The following is an 18260-nucleotide window of genomic DNA, read 5'->3' on the forward strand; positions in this document are numbered from 1 at the left end:
GCAAGAGGGCGTCAACAACGTCGTGGTCTCCTACAGCTAGCTCTTCACCGATCCGCTCATGAGGCCGCCGATGAAGTACTTGCCGAGAATGATGTAGACGAGCAGGGTCGGGAACGATGCAATGAGCGCACCGGCCATCGCCGCGCCGTAGTTGGCAAGTTGAGCTCCCTGCGCGAGGTTGTTAAGTGCGAGTGACACAGGGCCGCCTTGAACGTCGGTCAGGAACAAGGCGAACAGGTAGTCGTTCCACGCGCTCGTGAACTGCCAGATGATTGTCACGACGAAGCCGGGCAGCGACAGCGGCAGAATGATCGAGGCGTAGCTGCGCAGCATCCCCGCCCCGTCCATGCGCGAGGCCTCCATGAGCTCGATCGGAACCCCCTCGTAATAGTTGCGGAAAATGAGCGTGCAGATCGGCAGGCCGTAGATGACGTGCACGATCAGCAGCGTCGAAATGTTGCTCGGCAGTCCGAGTTCTGTCTTCATCTGGACGAGGGGCGTCAGCACTGCTTGGTAGGGAATGAACATGCCGAACAGGATCAGCGTGAAGACAAGACTCGCGTGCGGAAAGCGCCAGCGCGACAACACAAAGCCGTTCATGGAGCCGAGCATTGCCGCGATTAGCGCGGCGGGTATCGCAAGGAGGAAGGTGCGCCCGAGCGCCGGGGCAAGAGCGTCCCACGCTGTCACCCAGTTGTCGAATCCGGTCGGCCCGCCGTTGACAGACTCCCAGGGCCAGTGGAGGGGGAGACCCCACGACGATTCCGGGTTGACGTCGGCGGGTGGCTTGAAGCTTGTGACAAGCAGCACGTAGACCGGCATGAGCACGATGATGACGAAGAACAGCAGAAGTGCGTACTTGGCCGTGCGGCCGAGAACAAACTTGGGCCCTTTGCCCGTCGGGGCTGCGCCCGTTGAGGACTTCTGTGCAACTCCGCTCGAGAGGTCGGTCTGGGTTACCTCGCTCATGACGACCTCTTCTCTTCTCGCATCGTATGAATCAGGTACGGAATGATGAACAGTGATGCGATGACCAGCAGCACCGTCGCGATAGCCGAGGCCTTCGCGTAATCGTTGGACGTCAACGCCACCCACATGTATGTGGCAGGAACCTCTGTCTGGTAGATCGCCTTCGTCACGGCCATGATGAGGTCGAAGACCTTCAATGACATGTGGCTGACGATGATGAGCGCCGACAGCGCAATGGGGCTGAGCTGCGGGAAGATCACGTGACGGTACAGCTTCCACTCGCTTGCGCCGTCCATGCGTGCTGCCTCGCGGAGCTCGTCAGGGATTCCGCGGAAGCCGGCGAGGAACAGAGCCATGATGTACCCAGACAGCTGCCAGATCGCGGGCATCGCGATCGCCGCCATGCCCCAGATCGGTTCGTTCCACCAGGAGTTCTGCAAGAAATCAAGACCGAAGGTCTGCAGCATCCTGTTGAGCCCAGACGCTCTATCGCCCTCCGCGCTGTTGAGCAGCCACCGCCAGACGACACCGGAGGCGACGAACGAGACGGCCATCGGGAAGAGATATACCGAGCGGAACACGCCCTCGGCCTTGACGCCTTTGTCGAGCAGCCAGGCCCAGATGAAGCCGAAGATCATCGTGCCAGCGATGAAGACGACGGTGAACACAACAAGGTTCAGGAGCGAGTGAAGAAACCGGCCCTCAGTGAGCAGTGTGATGTAGTTCTGGAAGCCGACGAACGCCCCTTCTGCTGCGAGGGAATGGCGGTCGGTCATTGACGTCTGGATGTTCGCGATGATCAGTCCGTAGACGAAGATCGCGACAAGAATGAGGCTTGGCGTCAGCAGCAGTACTGGCGGACCCCAATTGCGTATGCCTTTGCGCACGGTTGTTCGTTCTCCTCGCATTCCGCGGGCCCGGCTGCGTCACGCAACCGGGCCCCATGGATCAGATTGTCTAGGACAGAGCTGATTCAGCCGCTGCGACGAGCGCCTGGATCAGGGCATCCTGGTCTCGGTCGGAACCGAACTTTCCGACGGCTGACGAGATGTCGCTCGACCATGCGATCGGTGCAGCGGCACCGTGTGCGAGCGAGCTGACGATCGCGTCCTCCGCGAAGGACTTCATGGCGCTCTGCTGGTACTCGCCGTAGTCCGCGGGGTCAGCGTCCGTACGGGCTGGAATCGAGCCTTTCACCGTGTTGAATGCCTTCTGGCCCTCTGCGGAGCTGATCGTGGTCAGCCAGTCTTTCGCTGCCGTCTCATGCGGCGCTCCGACGGGGAGCGTGAACGAGTCGGCAAGGAAGTCGAAGACCCCGTCAGTGCCAGGCGTCGGCCACGTCGTGTACTCGGTTCCCCAGGTCTGGCCTGCCTGCGTGAACGCTGCTTCAGCCCAGTCGCCCATCACGTTGTAGGCCGCGTTTCCGTCGATCACGATCTGCGTTGCAGCATCCCAGTCAAGCCCTGCGTAGTCCTGGTTGACGAAGTCCATCAGCTGGTCGTACTGGTCGACTGCCTTCTTCACGCCGTCGCTGTCCCAGGCTGTCGATCCGTCCCAGAGGCCGGCGTAGCCATCGGGGCCGAGGTCGGCGATGAGCACGTTCTCGAGCAGCTGCATCTGCGTGAACTCGGTGCCGAGCGCGAGCGGTGTGTCGACGCCGGAGTCCTTGACCTTCTGCAGGTCGGAGATCCACGCATCGATCGATTCCGGAGCCTTTGTCGGGTCGAGGCCAGCATCCTTAAGCACTTGAGTGTTCACCCACGTGACGTTGGCACGGTGGATGTTGCTCGGCACCGAATAGATCTTGCCGTCGACAGTGAGGCGCTCAATGAGGTCTGCGGGGAAGACATCGTTGAGACCGAGGTCGTCGTAGAGCCCGCTCAGGTCTTGGATCTGCTCGGCTGCGATGTAGTCGGACAGTTCAGCTCCGGCGTGGGCCTGGAACGTGTCGGGTGGGTTGTTCGATTCGAGGCGCGAGGCTAGAGCAGCTTTGGCGTTCGAGCCCGCGCCGCCGGCGACAGCGGCGTTGATGAACTCGATGTCAGGGTACTGGGAGTTGAATTCCTTGACGAGCGAGTCAAGGCCGGCCTTCTCAGAGCCTGAGGCCCACCACGTGAAAACCTCGACCTGGTCAGGGTTTTCGGGGTCAGAGCCGTTGGAGCTCCCTGATGAGCACCCCGTGAGTGCGAGGCCGACGGCGAGCGCCCCGGCCAGAATGGACATCCTCTTGCGCATGGTGCTTCCTCCATTGGAACTGTGCAGTGCCGAATTCTCGGTTCTCATATTCAAGTCTGAAAACGTTGCCAAATGCAAGTCGAGTTGGTCGGTCCATACCGAATTGTGATGTCTGATCGGGGCCGCGGGCCGCGAAGTCAGCGCGGTGGACCCGTCTCGGCCGACCCGCGGGTGACGAGCGTCGCGGGGAGCATCGTGGTGCGGGCCGGGCCCCGGTAACCATCGATGCGCTGAAACAACTGCTCGGTAGCGATGCGACCCATGGCAAACGGGTCTTGCGCGATCACAGAAAGTCCCGGGGTGAGCGAGCCGGCGAGTTCGAGATCGTCAAAGCCAAGCAACGCAGGCTTCTCGTCTCGAAGGCTGAGGCCCTTCAAGACGCTGATCGTCGCCCGGTTATTGCACGTGAAGATTGCCGTCGGTGGAGCTGCCGAGTCAAGCATTCGCGCGAGCGCGACCCTGTGCTGGCCATCGTCGGGGACCGACGAATGCACCAGAACCGGGTCGTATGTGAGCCCCGCTGCCTCGATCGCATCGCGATACCCGGCGAGGCGTTCGAGCGTCGTGTACAGGTGTGCTCGGTCGGTGAGACATGCGATGCGCCGGTGACCTTGAGCAATGAGGTGTGCGACGCCGTCACGGCAGCTGGCGCGATTGTCCGTGATAACGGCATCCGCAATATGGCCCGGTGCCGGGCGATCGACGAACACCATCTGCAGCCCGGAGTTGAGCTCTGAGGCGTAGTAGCTCACATCGCCCCGCTCAGACGGCGTGACGACAATGCCTTCTAAGCGTCGGGCACTCAGCGAGTGGATGATCTGGCGAGCACGGTCATTCTCCCGCCGGTACGAGGCGACGAGAAGCATGGAGCCGCGGTCTCGCGCGACGTCTTCGACGGACTGCGACAGCTGAGAGAAGAACGGGTCGGTGACATCTTCAATCACCAGGCCGACTGTCTCGGTTGCACCTGTGCGAAACTGGCGCGCAGATTCGTTGCGACGATAGCCGAGCTCTTCAATCGCCCGCTGCACCGCTGCGCTCTTCGCCGTGCTCACGTGCGGGTCGCCGTTCACGACCCGAGACACTGTCGAAAGGCCGACGCCCGCACGTGCGGCAACATGATTCATCGTCGGTTGTGCTCGGCCGGGCCGGCCGCGTTCTTCGTCGGGCGCCATCGCTCTCCTCGGGACAATGCTTGAGGAAACGTTACCAAGCAACTCGTCCCGGCACGCAATCAGGCCCGTGCGACGTACTGCTCTCTGATGGACTGGCGGTAATCGGGAGTCGGAGTCGCGCTGATTGACAGGGGCCACACGGGGCGCACTCCGCTCAGCGCCCACGCCGCCTGGACGGCGGCGCCATCGGCAACGTATTCGCCCGGTTCGGGCACGACGACGGGAACATCGAAGACCTGTGCGGCAACGTGCTGCACCGCCGGGTTCTGGGCGGCCCCACCCACCATGAGGATGCGGTCAGAGCCGACGTCCTGGCGGCGAACGGCGTCGAGCCCGTCTGCGAGCCCGCACAGCATTCCTTCGACGGCGGCACGCGCGAGGTTCGGCCGCGTTGCAGAACTCAGAGTCATGCCGAAAAGCGTCGCCGTGGAGTCGGGACGGTTGGGGGTGCGCTCTCCCTCGAAGTACGGCTGAAGCACGAGCCCGTTCGCACCAGGGTCTGCCTCAAGCGCCAGTGCTCCGAGGGCGCCGTGGTCGACGTCGAGCAGGCGTGCGATGGCGTCGAGAATCCGCGCCGCATTGAGCGTTGCGATGAGGGGAAGGTACGTGCCGTCTGCCGACGCGAACCCGGCGACCGTTCCCGAGGAATCGTGGGTGGGCCTGTCTGTGACGGCGAAGACCGTTCCCGACGTGCCGATCGAGACAATGACATCACCGGGTGTTGCGCCGAGGCCGAGTGCTGCAGCCGCATTGTCGCCGGCACCCGCGCCGACAATGGCCCCGCCCGGAGTTGTTCCCGCACGATCACCGGGTTGGAGCACACGCGGAAGAATCGCGCCGTGTCCGAGCGCGAGCTCGAAGAGCTCGTCATCATAGGCATTGCGTTCGGCTGACCAATACGCCGTTCCTGAGGCATCGGATCGGTCGGTTGTCAGCTGGCGAAGATCAGGACCCAGCGTGGAGTCGTCGACGGGGCCGTAACCACGCAGTCGCCACGTGAGCCAGTCGTGTGGCAACGCGACGGCGGCAACGCGCGCAGCATTTTCTGGCTCCACGTCGCGCAGCCATCGCAGCTTCGACGCAGTAAATGAGGCAACGGGGACGATGCCGACTCGGCGCGCGTAGCCGTCGGCCCCGACCTCTGCAATGAGATCCCGGGCAGCGTCGGCACTGCGCGTGTCATTCCACAGCAGAGCGTCGCGAATGACAGCGCCATCGGCGTCGAGCGCCACCATGCCGTGCTGCTGGCCGGCAACCGAGATTGCCGACACATCGTCGATTCCGCCCGCGTCGGCAATCGCCATCTGCAGCGCGCTCCACCACGCCGCTGGCGCTACTTCGGTGCCTTCGGGGTGCGACGCGCGACCCCGGCGCACGACGGCGCCCGTCGCGGCATCCCGAATCACGATCTTGCAGCTTTGCGTTGACGAGTCGATGCCCGCGACCAGCGTCATCTGATGCCTCTCATGCCGAAATGGATGCCGCACATGACCGCCCTGGTTGCTCGCCTGGAAGCGGACATGCGCGACACGTGGATGCTGTTAGCCGCGAGCTCCCATGAGGTGCTCGACCATCAGCTGCTGAAGCCGGACGAAGCCGAAGCCTTTGCCGTTGAAGTAGGCGTCAGAGTCGAAGTCCTCGTACGACGCACGATCGGCGAGCAGAGCGTCGTAGCTCTCGCCATCGCCCAGCGTCGGCGTCGACAGCTCGTCGACGCGGGCAGCCGCAAATGCCTGCTGCACCTCGGGGTCAGCGCGGAATGCGGCGGCCCGCTCCTTGAGCAGCAGGTAGGTGCGCATGTTTGCCGCTGCCGAGTCCCAGACACCACTCTCATCTTCGGTACGGCTCGGTTTGTAATCGAAGTGGCGTGGGCCATCGTACGATGGGCCGCCGTTCGGGCCGCCGTTCTCGAGCAGGTCGACGAGAGAAAACGCGTTCTGCAGGTCCCCATGCCCGAACACGAGATCCTGGTCGTACTTGATGCCACGCTGCCCGTTGAGGTCGATGTGGAACAACTTGCCCTGGTAGAGCGCCTGGGCGATGCCCGCCGTCATGTTGAGGCCGGCCATCTGCTCGTGCCCCACCTCGGGGTTGATGCCGACGAGCTCTGGGCGTTCGAGCGTCTCGATGAAGGCGAGGGCATGGCCGAGCGTCGGCAGCAGAATGTCTCCGCGCGGCTCGTTCGGCTTCGGCTCAATCGCGAAGCGGATGTCGTAGCCCTTGTCTGTCACGTACTGGCCGAGCAGGTTTACGGCCTCCCGGTAGCGCTCGAGAGCGGCCTGAACATCTTTCGCCGAGTCGTATTCGGCGCCTTCGCGTCCGCCCCACATGACAAACGTCTGTGCGCCGAGCTCTGCGGCGAGGTCGATGTTGCGCAGCACCTTGCGCAGCGCGAACCGGCGAACCGAGCGGTCGTTCGACGTGAAGCCGCCGTCTTTGAAAACGGGGGCAGAGAAGAGGTTCGTCGTCACCATGGGAACGACGATTCCGGTGTCGGCAAGCACCTGCTTGAGACGGTCGATCTGCGTCTGGCGCTCAGCGTCTGTCGAGCCGAAGGCGAACAGGTCGTCGTCGTGGAATGTGAGGCCGTATGCGCCAAGCTCGCTCAACTTCTCGACCCCGTGCACAACGTCGAGGGGTGCGCGTGTCGGTCCGCCGAAGGGGTCGGTTCCGTTGTACCCGATCGTCCAGAGTCCGAACGAGAACTTGTCGTCGCGTGTGGGTGTGAGGCTCATGAAAACTCCGTCTGTGTCAGCACCGTCGATGATTTGTCGATCTGCACAACATATTAGATCACGGATGCTGTTCGCGAAAGCCCGGCAGGTGATTCAGGGCAGCTTTTGCGGCGTGCGTCGGTGATAAAACAACTCTCCCCGCTGGGCTCATCGATTCCTTTAGCGTGCCACGCAACGAATCAATTTTTTGTCGAAGAACGCGGGGATCACGGTGTGGTCAGCGGGTAACCCGCAAATCCCGTCGACAATGGTCTTTGTTTGCGGCGTAGACAAAGCACGATTTTTCGGTTATGTTTTCTCCGTCAACAAAGCCGCACAGCAGCGAACAACACCGCGACGAGGCGAAGGTGAACACGCAGTTCGCGCTTCGCAACACGGTACGGCTGACGACGTGATCGCATTTCAGAGAGGAAATCAGCACATGTCCATAACCAAAAAGGTCCTGGCTCTCGGAGCCGTTGGGCTCATGGCCGCGGGACTCGCAGCGTGCTCATCCGACGCAGAGGGCGCTACCGAGGGCGGCGATGTCGAATGCAACGTCGGAATTTCGATGCCGACCCGTTCGCTCGAGCGGTGGATCAACGATGGCGAGCAGCTTGAAGCGCTGCTCAAAGACGAAGGCTGCACCGTCGACCTGCAATACGCCGACAACAAGACGAGTGAGCAGATCAGCCAGATTCAGAACCAGATCGCCGGAGGCGCGAAGATTCTCGTCGTCGCTCCGATTGATGGCGAAGTGCTTTCTCCCGTGCTGAGCGAGGCCAAGAAGACGCAGGATGCTGTCGTGATCTCATACGACCGCCTCATCAACGGCACGGAAGACATCGACTACTACGCCACCTTCGACAACGCGAAAGTGGGAAAGATGCAGGGCGAGTTCATCGTCGACCAGCTCGGCCTCGACGACGGTGAGGGCCCTTTCAATCTCGAGCCGTTCGCCGGAAGCCCCGACGACAACAACGCGAAGTTCTTCTTCTCGGGCGCCTGGGACGTTCTGCTTCCCTACGTCGAAAACGGGCAGCTTGTGGTTCCGAGCGGCAAATCGCCGAAGTCGAACGACGAGTGGGCATCGATCGGCATCCAAGGGTGGGCCTCAGACAAGGCGCAAGCTGAGATGGACAACCGGCTGACCTCGTTCTATTCGGGCGACGAGAAGGTCGACGTCGTGCTGTCTCCCAACGACAGCCTGGCCATCGGCATCGAAGCGTCTCTCAAATCGGCAGGTTACGCGCCGGGTGAGGACTATCCGCTGATCACCGGTCAGGATGCAGACAAGGCAAACGTCAAGGCCATCCTCGACGGCGAGCAGGCGATGACAGTGCTCAAGGACACACGCAAGCTCGGCGAGGCAGTCTTTGAGATGATCAAGCAGATCGTCGCCGGTGACGAGGTCGAGACCAACGTCACGTATGACAACACGAAGTTCGACGTTCCGACGGCTCAGCTCGACCCGGTCGTTGTCACGAAGGACAACGTGCAAGAGGAGATCATCGACTCGGGCTTCATCGACGCCTCCGAGCTCGGACTGTGACCTCGTGCGGCCGGCGTTCTGCGCCGGCCGCACTCGGCATGTCATCGAAGACACGGAAAGAATTCCCTATGCAGCAGTCACCAAGCATCCTGACGATGTCTGACATCGCCATCAATTTTGGGCCGGTGAAGGCCCTCGACGGCGTCTCTCTCGAAGTGCACCGCGGTGAGATCCACGGAATCTGCGGTGAGAACGGCGCCGGCAAATCGACGCTCATGAAGGTGCTCAGCGGCGTCTATCCGGCAGGAACCTACACCGGCGACATCCAGTTCGACGGGCACGACGTCGGCTACAAATCGATCAACGACAGTGAGCGAGATGGAATCGTCATCATCCATCAGGAGCTTGCGCTTAGTCCCTACCTTTCGATCGCCGAGAACATCTTTCTCGGCAACGAGCAGCAGACGCGCGGCGTCATCGACTGGAACTCGACGAACGCAGAAGCGGCAAAGCTGTTGAAGCGCGTCGGTCTGCGTGAGAATCCGTCAACTCCCGTGCTTGAACTCGGCGTAGGAAAGCAGCAGCTCGTCGAGATTGCGAAAGCGTTGTCGAAGAACGTGAAGCTGCTCATCCTCGACGAGCCGACAGCGGCGCTCAATGACGAGGACTCGGCGCACCTGCTCGGACTGATCGAGCAACTGCGCGAGCAGGGCATCACGAGCATCATCATCTCTCACAAGCTCAAAGAGATTAAGCGCATCGCCGACAGCGTCACCATCATTCGTGATGGAAAGACGATCGAGTCGTTCTCGATGTCTGAAGAAACGGCTACCGAGAATCGGATCATCCGCTCGATGGTCGGTCGCGACCTCAACAATCTCTTCCCGCCCCGGGACCCCGACATCGGCGAAGAGGTGCTGCGTGTTGAGGACTGGACCGTCTACCACCCGGTCGATACCGCGCGAAAAGTCGTTGACGGAGCATCCTTCACTGTGCGTGCGGGGGAGATCGTCGGCTTCGCCGGGCTCATGGGCGCCGGAAGAACCGAGTTGGCCATGAGCGTCTTCGGACATTCGTACGGCACGAAGATCTCTGGCCGCATCTACAAGAACGGCACAGAGATCCAGGCGCGGTCGGTGGGAGAGGCGATCAGCCATGGTCTCGCCTATGCGACAGAAGACCGCAAGCGTTACGGGCTCAACCTGATCAAAGACATCGCCGAGAACATCTCATCAGCGGCGCTTCCGAAGCTCTCGCGCGCCGGAGTGGTCGACCGCTACCGTGAGCACAAGGTTGCCGATTCGTACCGCGAGAAGATGAACATCAAAGCGCCTTCCGTCTCGGCGATTACGGGCAAGCTGTCCGGCGGAAATCAGCAGAAGGTCGTGCTCTCGAAGTGGATTTTCACCGGCCCTGACGTGCTGTTTCTCGATGAACCGACCCGCGGGATTGACGTGGGAGCGAAATACGAGATCTACGGAATCATCAACGAGCTGGCGGCGCAGGGAAAAGCCGTCGTCGTCATCTCGTCAGAGCTGCCAGAGCTTCTCGGCCTCTCTGACCGGATCTATGCAATATCTGAAGGACGGCTCACGGGCGAAGTCGCCCGTGCCGACGCTACGCAGGAAGTGCTCATGGAGTACATGACAGCGGGAAAGGACTGAAGTCGTGAGCACTTCGACAATCACTGCCCCCACAACACCGGCACCGGAGAACAAGCCGCGCAAGCGGCCGACCATCTCGGTCAACCTCAGACAGTACGGAATTTTGGCCGCACTTGCGATCATCATCGTGCTGTTCGAGGTGATGACAGACGGGCGTCTGCTGCTGCCCGGTAACATCAACAACCTGATCCAGCAGAACGCCTACGTGCTCATTCTGGCCGTGGGCATGGTAATCGTGATCATCGGCGGGCACATCGACCTGTCTGTCGGCTCGGTCGTGGCGATGGTCGGGGCAATATCAGCGATTGCGATGCAGCACTGGGGGCTTCCCTGGTGGGCGGCAGTCATCGTCGCTCTTCTCGTCGGGGCCCTCGTGGGTGCCTGGCAGGGATTCTGGGTGGCCTTTATCGGCATCCCGGCCTTTATCGTCACACTCGCGGGAATGCTGCTCTTTCGCGGACTCACCCTCGTGCTGCTCACAGGTGGAACGATCAGTGGGCTCTCTGAAAGCTTTGTCGCGATCGGCGCCGGCTGGTTCCCCGGCTGGCTTGGCGAGCTCGGCGGACGAGATGTACTCACCATCGTCTTCGGGATCGTCGCCGTCGTTCTTCTCGTTTTTCAACAGTCACGGGCACGTGCTGTGCAGCGGCGTCTCGATCTGGTGCGCGAACCGCTCGTCTCGTTCTGGATCAAGCTGGGCATCGCGTCTGTGGCAATCCTCGCTCTCGCCTGGCTGCTCAGCGACTACGCGGGCACGCCGTTCATTCTCATTATTCTCGCTGTGCTGATTCTCACGTACACGTTCGTACTGCGAAACACGGTGTTTGGCCGTCACGTGTATGCGATCGGCGGAAACCGCTTTGCGGCGATGATGAGCGGTGTGAAGACCAAGTGGATCGACTTCTTCATTCTCACCAATATGGGGCTTCTCGCTGGTCTTGCCGGAGTGGTGTCGACAGCGCGCGCAGGTGGCGCCGTTGCCTCCGCCGGAACCAACTACGAGTTGGATGCCATTGCTGCGGTGTTCATCGGTGGTGCCGCTGTGACCGGTGGTGTGGGTACGGTTGTGGGTGCCGTCATCGGTGCGCTCGTGATGGGCGTGCTCAACATGGGGCTGTCGATTCTTTCGGTGGATGCTGCATGGCAGATGGCGATCAAGGGTCTCGTGCTGCTGCTTGCCGTTGCGTTCGATATCTTCAATAAGAAGCGCGGCAACGCCGGGTAACAAACAGTCCCTCAGGGGCTTGACCACAACGTGGAGCAGAGGGGAGTGACGCGATGACCCGTCGCGATGATGTCGTGTCGGAACGTGTTGCTCCCTCACCGGGCTCCCGCACGAGCAACGATCAGCTCAGACGTTTCAACCTCTCGATGCTCATGCAGATTCTGCACCGCAATGGCGGCTGCAGTCGTGCAGAGCTCACCCGCAGAACTGGGCTGAATCGCTCGACGATCGCTGTGCTGGTCGCCGAGCTTGTCGAGGCGGGGCTCGCCTACGAGGGTGAACCCGAGACCGTGGTCGGGCAGATTGGCCGCCCGAGCCTCCGCGTTCACCCCGAGCCGCGGATGTCGGCCATCACAGTGAATCCCGAGCACAACAGCGTTGCGATCGGCCTGATCGGGCTCGGGGGAGAGATCATTCGAAGCGTTCGCTTTGACAGCTCCCGCGTTCCCAGCCCGGCAGAAGCCGTTCGCGTTGCGCATTCAATCGTCGAGGGGATGCGCGGGGAGATTGAGCAGTCGTACGATCTTGTCGGGGTAGGAATCGCGGTACCGGGGCTCGTGAGCGCTGCGACAGGGCGCATCGTGAATGCTCCGCAGCTGCGGTGGAAAGACGTCGACCTTGCCACGCCTATGGCCCAAGCGTTTCAGCTTCCGGTCTTCATCGCGAACGACGCAACGGTCGGCGCGATTGCCGAGAATCTGTTCGGCGCGGCGAAGGGCGCGAAGGACCTCGTCTTCGTCGATGGGAGCGGATCCGGCATCGGCGGCGGTGTTATCATCGACGGACAGCCGCTGCGCGGAACCTCCGGCTTCGCCGGCGAACTCGGGCACATCATGGTGAACAGCACCGGCGCCCGCTGCCACTGCGGACGCATTGGATGTCTCGAGACCGAGGTGAACCTCGAGCGTCTCCTGTTGCTGCTCGGACTGACGCGAGCCGACGAGCATGAGCTCGACATCGAGCTTGGTGTTACGCGCGATCACGCGGTGCTCGAGGAGGTGCGCCGCCAGCTCGGGTTCCTCTCGATCGCGCTCACTAACCTGGTCAACATCTTTGACCCAGAGGTTGTGGTGCTCGGGGGCTTTCTCGGTGCACTGCTCACCGTGTCAGATGAACGCCTGGGGGGAGAACTCAAGCTTCGCTCCATGTCGGGGCATTCGCGTTCCGTGGTTCTTGCCCGCGCACGATTGCGATCGCGACGAGTGATGATCGGCGCAGCCGAGCTGGCGTTCGCGCCGTTGCTCGCCGACCCGTTGGCATTCAGACGCGTCTGATCACGACGCGTTGAGAGCTGCCTTTGCCCGCTCCTCGGGTGTGATCGTTCGCTTTGTCCAGACGATCTCGAACTTCGGGTCGAAACGTCTCGAGCATTCGCCGCACGAAACCCGCCTCGTCGGCGCGCGATAGCGATAGAGCCGGTGACCCTGCGGGCAGGCGCCGATCCACGGCGCTAACTCATCGGCGATCTTGCCGTGATGAAGACGCTGTCCTTCATAGCCGATGTCGCGCGCGACGCGCACCCATGCCGGGCTATGACCGGCCTTCGGGCCGGCCATAGCGTGGGCTACCTCGTGCAGCAGCACCTGGTGAATTTCATCGTCGTCGTAGCGTGACGCCAAGTATCGCGACACCGAAATGCGCTTCGTCGAGTAATTGCACAATCCCGCGCGCTTCTTCGCGTTATCGAACGCGAAAGTCCATGACGCGTCGAGATGCAGGGAGATGAGCGCGTGTGCCCATACTCTCACTCGAGCAAGATCTGCCATGGCTTAACGGTAAGACAGGTCACTGACGTTCGGGGTTCGCACTCGCGGTGACTACGCCGAAATGCGCGATTCAGTAACAGAGATGGCGACGAGCGAGGACTCGATCTGGCTCTCTGACGCCCCGACGGCACGGCGAATCTGAATTGCCGCACGGAAGTCGGCGAGTGCCAGCTCGTACTCCTCCTGATCGAAGTAGACCTTGCCCCGGTGTTGCAGGGCGAATGCCTCGTACAGCTGCCATTCGTGGGTGTGTGCCTCTTCGATGAGGGAGTTCAGCTCGTGAAGTGCTGGCTCGAATTCGGCGCGGAATTGCAGAACTTGCGCGCGCAGCATCCGGGGTCTCATGAGATCGCGACGGTTGCCGGTGAACCGCGCGAGCCTGATGGCGGCGTTTGCAGAGTCGAGGGCGTCGTCGAGCTGGCCGGCAACCTTCAGCAGCCAGGCCTTCTCACACAGGGCTTCGAGACTGCGCATGCTGCCGAGTTCGTCGAGGCGTGCTCCGACGGCCTTCAGATCCACCTTCTCGCGAAGAGTGGCGGCGTCATAGCCCAAGATGATTCCCAGGGTGCTCCCCCTCCTCGTATTTCATACAGCGCGTTGTGCACGTCGCGGCGTCTGATATCGAGGCTAACCCGCACCGCTCGCGTTGACGTGCAGGGTGATCAGCCTGTCGTCATCTGGGTCGGGGTTTCCCCGCCCATCTGTATTGTTCGTGATCAGCCAAAGCGATCCGGATGCCGTCGCCACGACGTCGCGAATGCGCCCAAGCTCTCCATTCAAATAGCTCGCGGCATGCGCTTCGCCTGCCGGGTCGGTGATCACCCAGAGTCGCTCGCCGCCGAGGCCGGCCATGTACAGCGTGTCGCCAATGGCGGTGAGCCCGCTCGGACTTGCCTCGTCTGTCGTCCACTGCAGCACAGGGTCTGTAAAGGCGTCGTCGTCGGCCATGCCCTCGACGATTGGCCACCCATAGTTTGCGCCGGGTTCAATGAGGTTCAACTCGTCCCACGTGTTCTGCCCGAATTCACTTGCCCACATTCGGCCGTCGTCCGTCCACGCGAGACCTTGTGGATTGCGGTGCCCGAGTGAATAGACACGCGATCCCTCGAACGGGTTGTCGTCTGGCACGCTGCCGTCGGGTGTTATTCGCAGAATCTTCCCCGCAAGGGAATCCACGTCCTGAGCGATATCACCGCCTGTTGCATCACCTGTCGTCGCATACAGCATCCCGTCTGGCCCGAATGCGAGGCGGCCGCCGTTGTGAATGGAGGCTTTGGGGATGCCGGTGAGCACGTCGTCAGCCGAGCCGAGCCGTGGGGAGTCCGGCAGCCCAGTCACGGGGTAGCGCAGTATGCGATTGTCGGTTGCCGTCGTCACGTACGCGTAGAGCCACGCGTCGTCATGGTCGCCGTGCAGGGCAAGGCCGAGAAGACCGCCCTCGCCTGCTGGAGCTGCCTCGTCGACGGTGCCGATCACGTCGCGGTCGCCGTTTTCGCTCACGTGCACGATCTGTGCGCTGTCTCGCAATGAGAGCAGCGCACCGTGCTCGATTGGGACGATTGACCACGGTGCCTCAAGTTGCGTCGCAAGAACGTCGTATTCCCCGCTGGGCATGCCGGGTGCTGCCGTGTCGGCGAGGCTATGTTCTGTCGTGGGCGGCGATGCCGTTGAGCAGGCGCTGAGCAGAAGAGCGGATGCTGTTGCGACGGCAGTGAGCCGCGGCATCCGTCGTGCATATGCGCGTGCCGGCATGATCAGACGTCGAAGACGTTTCGAGACGGCAAGGGGGAAGGCAACGCCTCGGCATCTGTAACCGGGCGTGCGCCGGCGATGAAGTCCCTCAGCTCCCGGCCGGCGACGAGCTTCGCCGGGTACGGGCCGCCAGCAAGCAATCGCGGAACCGCGTCGAGCGGCAGCATCGAGCGTGACGCGACGAGTACGACGTTGCCGAAGCGGCGCCCCTTGAGAATCTGCGTGTCCGCGAGAGCGGCAACCTCCCTGAACACCTCGCTCAGGGTCGCGGCCTGGCTGCGCGTGAACGCGAGACCCGGGCCATCGGCAACGTTGACGGCCAGCATTCCCTGTGGTGTGAGCAGCGCTGCGGTCAATTCGTAGAACTCGGTGCTGGTCACGTGCGCCGGCGTCTGCGAGCCGTTGAAGATATCGCTGACCACGAGGTCTACTGTGCCGTTCAGGCCTGCGGGAAGTCGGCCAAGCACGTCTCGGGCGTCGCCGTACCGCACTCGGATCTGTGCCTTCTTCGACCAGGGGAGGTGTTCACGTACGAAGTCGACGAGCTCGCGCTCCAACTCGATCACCTGTTGGCGCGAACCCGGTCGCGTCGCGTCGACGTAGCGCGGAAGGGTCAGGGCGCCCGCCCCGAGGTGCACAGCAGTAATGGGCGTTGCGGCAGGGCTCACGAGGTCGACGACGTGGCCGATGCGGCGCACGTACTCGAAGAACAACTCGCGTGGATCGCCCACGTTGACGTGCGATTGCGGTGTACCGTCGACGACGAGTTGAAAGGCGCCGTCCTGAAAGGTATCGGGTTCGATGCGCGCTGCCAGGCCGCTGCCCGACAGCACAATCGACGGATTCTCGCTCACATTCTGAGTCTACGGCCGAACCTGCCGCGCGACCGGCACTCGCGCTAGCCTTGAACCGTGCGCATCGATCTCAATTGCGATCTCGGTGAGACCGTCGACGAGCAGCCGACGGCTGACGATGCAGCGATGTTTGCGCAGATCTCCAGCGCCAACATCGCGTGCGGCTTCCACGCGGGCGACGCCGACAGCATGAAGGCGTCGTGCGATCTCGCCGTGCAGCACGGCGTAGCGATCGGAGCTCACGTCTCGTATCTCGACACCGCGAACTTCGGGCGCTCCGATGTCGACATCGACAGGGCGACGCTCATCGAGCACCTTGTCGAGCAGATTGAGACCCTGACACGCATCGCGGATGCCGCTGGCGCCGTCGTGCGCTATGTGAAACCGCACGGTGCTCTCTACAACCGCATAGCGCGAGACGCCGAAAGAGCGGATGCTGTCGCAGAGGCCGTCGCCTCGTGCGGGCCGCTGCCTCTCATGGGGTTGCCCGAATCACGCATCGCGGACGCAGCATCCGACCATGGCCTTTCCTTTTATCGCGAGGCGTTCGTCGACCGCGCATACACGGCACACGGCATGCTGGTTCCCCGCGGTGAGCCCGGGGCGCTCGTGTCGGCGGATGCTGTTGCAGAACGCGCAGTCGCCATCGTCGCGGAGCGAGCCGTCGTTGCCGTGACGGGGGAGCGGATTCGGCTCGACGTCGATTCACTGTGTGTGCACGGGGATACTCCGGGTGCCGTGCGCATGGCTACTGAGGTGAGGGCAGCGCTCGAGGCATCCGCCATCACGATTGCGTCGGTGGCCTCATGAGCGTGACCTCCACGCGCAGCATCCGTATCGTGGGCGACTCGGCGCTCCTTGTCGAGTGCGCGTCGCTCAGCGAGGTGATGGCTCTTCACCGCGGGCTCTCTGAGAGGCCCGAGTCCGTGATCGACGTCGTTCCCGCCGCCCGCACGATTCTGGTGACTGTTGCGCGGCACTCCGAGCTCGAGCCTGTTCGCCGGTGGCTCGCCGAGGCCGCGCTCGTCACCGAATCGCCGGGGGCCGCCGCCGAGACCGTGTTCATCGACGTTCATTACGACGGCGCCGATCTCGCCGATGTCGCGCGATACACAGGGCTCAGCGAGCGCGAGTTGATTGCCTGCCATACGCGGTCGACGTGGCGGGTGGCGTTCGGCGGCTTTGCGCCAGGATTCGCCTACCTTGTGACTGACCACGAGCGACTTTCTGTGCCGCGCCGAAATTCTCCGCGAACGGAGGTGCCCGCCGGTTCCGTCGCGCTCGCCGGAGGGTTCGCCGGCGTCTACCCGCGTGCGTCGCCCGGAGGATGGCAGCTCATTGGCCACACCGATGCCGATCTGTGGAACGTCGAGCGAGAGCATCCTGCCCTTCTGGAGCCTGGGGTGGTCGTGGCTTTTCGGGAGGCCTCATGACGCTGCTCACTATCGTCGAATCCGGTCCGCTCACCACGGTTCAAGATCTCGGTCGTCCGGGGTTCGCGCACATCGGCGTGCCGCGATCCGGTGCGCTCGATCGTAGTGCGCTGCGTCTCGCGAATCGCCTCGTCGGCAACAGTGAGGCCGATGCCGCTCTTGAGATCACGGTCGGCGGCTTCGAGGCTCGCACGAATGCCGATGTCTGGGTGGCTGTCACGGGAGCATGGTGCCCCATCTCCGTCGGGGGAGAGCAGATCGACCCGAATACTCCAGTGCGTGCTCGGGCGGGGCAGACAATACGAGTGGATGCCGCGGTGGGCGGCCTTCGGGCGTATCTCAGTGTGCGCGGGGGTATTGACGCGACTGCCGTGCTGGGGTCTCGCTCTCGCGACACGCTGTCGGGGCTCGGGCCTGAACCGTTGGCGCCGGGTGACGAGCTTGGCGTCGGCCGTGAACCGGATGCGCCGATACCCGCTCTGGAGATCTCACCGTGGAGTCCACCGTCGGACGAGCGCGTCGAGGTGCCCGTCGTGCTCGGGCCGCGGCAGGAGTGGTTCGAGGATGCCGAGATCGAGGCGTTTCTCGGCACCGTGTGGGCGCTCGATGCGGCGTCGAACCGGGTGGGCGCTCGCCTTGTCGGCGATCCCGTCACTCGACGAACCGATGCGGAGCTGCCGAGCGAGGGCATGGTGGCTGGAGCGATTCAGATTCCGCCGTCCGGACTGCCGACGGTGCTGCTCGCCGACCATCCGGTGACGGGAGGCTACCCGGTGATCGGCATCGTCTCGTCCGCTGCCATCGATGCCTTCGCTCAGTTGCGCCCAGGGCAGAAGCTGACGTTCCGTCACGCCTGACCTGCCCCTCCGTCACCTGCTCTTCCTGCCCCTCCCACCTGCCCAAGCTGCCCACACCCGCCCCGCCCAAGCTGCCCACACCCGCCCCGCCCAAGCTGCCCCCTCTCACCTGCCCCGCCCAAGC

The 18260-nt window shown here is 62.8% G+C and carries 17 protein-coding genes; 7 read left to right on the forward strand and 10 right to left on the reverse strand.

The features are described from left to right. Positions 1–36: 36 nt before the first annotated feature. From HCR76_RS03175 to xylA, 6 genes are all read right to left on the reverse strand, one after another. Positions 37–969: a carbohydrate ABC transporter permease gene (locus HCR76_RS03175; protein ID WP_166984768.1), complete on the reverse strand. Its 933-nt coding sequence runs from the start codon at positions 967–969 to the stop codon at positions 37–39. Beyond that, positions 966–1856 (reverse strand): carbohydrate ABC transporter permease, encoded by an 891-nt coding sequence (locus HCR76_RS03180; RefSeq protein WP_166984766.1) that lies wholly within the window; start codon positions 1854–1856, stop codon positions 966–968. The genes HCR76_RS03175 and HCR76_RS03180 overlap by 4 nt, the downstream gene beginning before the upstream one ends. Before the next feature lie 70 nt (positions 1857–1926). Then, positions 1927–3204 (reverse strand): ABC transporter substrate-binding protein, encoded by a 1278-nt coding sequence (locus HCR76_RS03185; RefSeq protein WP_166984764.1) that lies wholly within the window; start codon positions 3202–3204, stop codon positions 1927–1929. Positions 3205–3341: 137 nt separating this feature from the next. Continuing rightward, positions 3342–4379, reverse strand: a complete 1038-nt coding sequence (locus HCR76_RS03190; protein WP_166984762.1) for a LacI family DNA-binding transcriptional regulator — start codon at positions 4377–4379, stop codon at positions 3342–3344. 59 nt (positions 4380–4438) lie between these two features. Then, complete coding sequence (gene xylB, locus HCR76_RS03195) at positions 4439–5833, reverse strand: xylulokinase (protein ID WP_166984760.1); 1395 nt, start codon at positions 5831–5833, stop codon at positions 4439–4441. Between the two features lie 87 nt (positions 5834–5920). Further along, the gene (gene xylA / locus HCR76_RS03200; RefSeq protein WP_166984758.1) at positions 5921–7114 is read right to left on the reverse strand and encodes a xylose isomerase; all 1194 of its coding nucleotides are present in this window, start codon (positions 7112–7114) and stop codon (positions 5921–5923) included. 421 nt (positions 7115–7535) lie between these two features. Here xylA and HCR76_RS03205 point away from each other — a divergent pair, with 421 nt between their 5' ends. The 4 genes from HCR76_RS03205 to HCR76_RS03220 all read left to right on the forward strand — a co-directional run bounded on the left by HCR76_RS03205 (position 7536) and on the right by HCR76_RS03220 (position 12748). Continuing rightward, positions 7536–8645 carry a substrate-binding domain-containing protein gene (locus HCR76_RS03205; protein WP_166984756.1) on the forward strand — a complete coding sequence of 370 codons (1110 nt, stop codon included), beginning with the start codon at positions 7536–7538 and terminating at the stop codon, positions 8643–8645. Positions 8646–8713: 68 nt separating this feature from the next. After that, positions 8714–10249 carry a multiple monosaccharide ABC transporter ATP-binding protein gene (mmsA, locus tag HCR76_RS03210; RefSeq protein ID WP_166984754.1) on the forward strand — a complete coding sequence of 512 codons (1536 nt, stop codon included), beginning with the start codon at positions 8714–8716 and terminating at the stop codon, positions 10247–10249. A gap of 4 nt (positions 10250–10253) precedes the next feature. Then, positions 10254–11474, forward strand: a complete 1221-nt coding sequence (mmsB, locus tag HCR76_RS03215; protein WP_235934345.1) for a multiple monosaccharide ABC transporter permease — start codon at positions 10254–10256, stop codon at positions 11472–11474. A gap of 53 nt (positions 11475–11527) precedes the next feature. Further along, a complete protein-coding gene (locus HCR76_RS03220; protein WP_166984752.1) occupies positions 11528–12748 on the forward strand; it encodes an ROK family protein in 1221 nt (406 codons plus the stop codon). Here the strand turns inward: HCR76_RS03220 and HCR76_RS03225 are convergent, their stop codons facing one another. From HCR76_RS03225 to HCR76_RS03240, 4 genes are all read right to left on the reverse strand, one after another. Beyond that, positions 12749–13240, reverse strand: a complete 492-nt coding sequence (locus tag HCR76_RS03225; RefSeq protein WP_166984750.1) for a SprT-like domain-containing protein — start codon at positions 13238–13240, stop codon at positions 12749–12751. A 51-nt stretch (positions 13241–13291) separates the two neighbouring features. Beyond that, a complete protein-coding gene (locus HCR76_RS03230; RefSeq protein ID WP_235934344.1) occupies positions 13292–13792 on the reverse strand; it encodes a tetratricopeptide repeat protein in 501 nt (166 codons plus the stop codon). 75 nt (positions 13793–13867) lie between these two features. Further along, positions 13868–14965: a PQQ-dependent sugar dehydrogenase gene (locus tag HCR76_RS03235; protein WP_166984748.1), complete on the reverse strand. Its 1098-nt coding sequence runs from the start codon at positions 14963–14965 to the stop codon at positions 13868–13870. A 29-nt stretch (positions 14966–14994) separates the two neighbouring features. Further along, complete coding sequence (locus HCR76_RS03240) at positions 14995–15846, reverse strand: spermidine synthase (protein WP_166984746.1); 852 nt, start codon at positions 15844–15846, stop codon at positions 14995–14997. A gap of 57 nt (positions 15847–15903) precedes the next feature. Between HCR76_RS03240 and HCR76_RS03245 the strand changes: the two genes are divergently transcribed. The 3 genes from HCR76_RS03245 to HCR76_RS03255 are packed head-to-tail and all read left to right on the forward strand — an operon-like array spanning position 15904 to position 18136. After that, positions 15904–16656, forward strand: a complete 753-nt coding sequence (locus HCR76_RS03245) for a LamB/YcsF family protein (RefSeq protein ID WP_342357131.1) — start codon at positions 15904–15906, stop codon at positions 16654–16656. Further along, positions 16653–17279 carry a 5-oxoprolinase subunit B family protein gene (locus tag HCR76_RS03250; RefSeq protein ID WP_166984744.1) on the forward strand — a complete coding sequence of 209 codons (627 nt, stop codon included), beginning with the start codon at positions 16653–16655 and terminating at the stop codon, positions 17277–17279. The genes HCR76_RS03245 and HCR76_RS03250 overlap by 4 nt, the downstream gene beginning before the upstream one ends. Next, positions 17276–18136: a 5-oxoprolinase subunit C family protein gene (locus HCR76_RS03255; protein WP_198248132.1), complete on the forward strand. Its 861-nt coding sequence runs from the start codon at positions 17276–17278 to the stop codon at positions 18134–18136. The genes HCR76_RS03250 and HCR76_RS03255 overlap by 4 nt, the downstream gene beginning before the upstream one ends. Positions 18137–18260 lie beyond the last annotated feature (124 nt).

Origin of the sequence: Paramicrobacterium chengjingii, assembly GCF_011751765.2 — a bacterium.
GTDB classification, from domain to species: domain Bacteria; phylum Actinomycetota; class Actinomycetes; order Actinomycetales; family Microbacteriaceae; genus Paramicrobacterium; species Paramicrobacterium chengjingii.